Genomic DNA, 2,010 nt, shown 5'->3' with positions numbered 1-2,010 from the left:
TTTTCTTTTTCATAAAAAAATTCTCCTAATATAAATATTTTAAATTAAATATTTGCTATTAAGAGAATTTACACAAAATAATCTACGCTTCCAAGGAATTTTAAAGAGATTAATTTTACTTTTTTGAAAAAATGATAAAGTAAGTTTTATCCTCGGAATTTTAACTTCTATTTTAGCAACCATTGGTATGTTATATAATCAAATTTTTATCGGAAAAATTATTGTAGATAACTTTTTGTATGATGTAATTAACAATCCTAATTATGATATAAATAAATTTAATTGACAATGATTTACAACCGTTATAATACTGTCAAGTCTTTGTTTTGTGTTCTCAATATTAATTAACTATGTTAATCGTTTAATATTTATATATATTTGTCAAAAAATTATCACTGACTTGCGCGATGAACTATATAAACAGGTGCAAAGTTTACCATTAGGTTTTTTAAACAAAGAACAAAAAGGAAAAATTATTGCATGTTTTAATAGTGATATGTTTTCTCTTAAAACTTTTTTAGTTTTTGTTGTACCTAATTTAATAAATTCTTTAATTACTCTAATAATTTCAATTATCACAATGTTTATTTTAAGTTGGCAATTATCTCTAATTATGGTTGGTATGATGTTTATTATTACTTTATTTACATATCAAATAGGGCAAAAATCCAGAAAACTTTACCATGAAAGACAAAGTGATAACGCTAAATTATTTGGTTTTACAGAAGAGGTCATTTCTGGTTTTAAATTATCAAAAACATATAATCAAGAAACTCAAAATATTACAAAATTCACTGAATTAGCTAATTCATTAGCAAAAAAAGAATTCAAAGCAAATGCATATTCACAATCAATGTTCCCTCTAACGCAAAATTTAGGTAACATAGGTTATTTATGTGTAACATTAGCTGGTGCTATTTTAATAATAAGGGGTAAGAGCGAAGGTATTGGTCTGACAATTGGTGTTTTAATAGCTTTTACACAATTTGCTAAAAGTTTCGCTTCTCCTATTGCTACAATATTAAGAAATTCATCACAAGTACTTAGTGCAATAGCTGGTGGAAGACGTATTTTTAATTTAATGGATCAAACCCCTGAAGTTGATCAAGGACAAATAGAAATATATAAAAATGAATCCAATGAGTTATTTTGAAAAATTCTAAATAATAATACAAAAGTTCCATTTCAAGGTTTAATTGAGTATAAAAATGTATCATTTAGATATAAAGACAAGCAAATATTAAACAATATTTCTTTTAAAGTATTACCTGGTCAAAAAGTTGCTTTAATAGGACCAACGGGTGCTGGTAAAACTACTATTATTAATCTCCTAAGCAGATTTTATGAAATCAATGATGGAGAAATTTTAATTGATGGAATTAATATTAAAGATATTAAAAAAGAGTCATTACGAAGTGTAATAAGTCTTGTTTTACAAGAAGTTCATCTTTTTAGTGATTCTATAAAAAATAATATTATTTATGGTTCAGAAGAAAATTTTGATTTAAATCATTTTAATAATAGTTTAATGGTTTCTGATTTAATCCCACATTTAGAAAAACTCCAAGAAAAAGAAAACACAATTCTTTTAAATTCTGGTTCTAATTTATCACAAGGTCAAAAACAACTTATTTCAATAGCTCGTGCAAATTATAAAAATTCTAAAATATTAATAATGGATGAAGCAACATCTAACATTGATACAAAAACGGAATTAATTGTACAACAAGCAATGGATAAGTCAATGCAAAATAAAAGTACAATTTTAATCGCTCACAGGCTTAGTACAATAAAAAATTCAGACTTAATTTTAGTAATTAATAATGGTGAAATTAAAGAATCAGGTAATCATTTAGAATTAATCCAAAAAAATGGAATATATAAAGAATTATGAATGAAATCTATGGAATAATATTTATTAATTTAAACTTTCAGTAATTTATTATACTAACGCACTTTTACTTTTTAAAAGTGCGTTTTTTACCAAAAATTTATAAAAAAAATATTTTT

At 23.9% G+C, this 2,010-nt stretch carries 1 protein-coding gene; it reads left to right on the top strand.

All coding sequences use genetic code 4. The features are described 5' to 3' along the window. Nucleotides 1–52 precede the first annotated feature (52 nt). The gene (locus tag BU00_RS0103500; RefSeq protein WP_156926443.1) at nt 53–1,912 is read left to right on the top strand and encodes an ABC transporter ATP-binding protein; all 1,860 of its coding nucleotides are present in this window, start codon (nt 53–55) and stop codon (nt 1,910–1,912) included. Nucleotides 1,913–2,010 lie beyond the last annotated feature (98 nt).

This window comes from Mycoplasma leonicaptivi ATCC 49890 (genome assembly GCF_000622205.1).
Lineage (GTDB): Bacteria > Bacillota_I > Bacilli_A > Mycoplasmatales > Metamycoplasmataceae > Mycoplasmopsis > Mycoplasmopsis leonicaptivi.
Note: the sequence above shows the minus strand (reverse complement) of the source record. Positions and strands in the feature narration are given on the sequence as shown.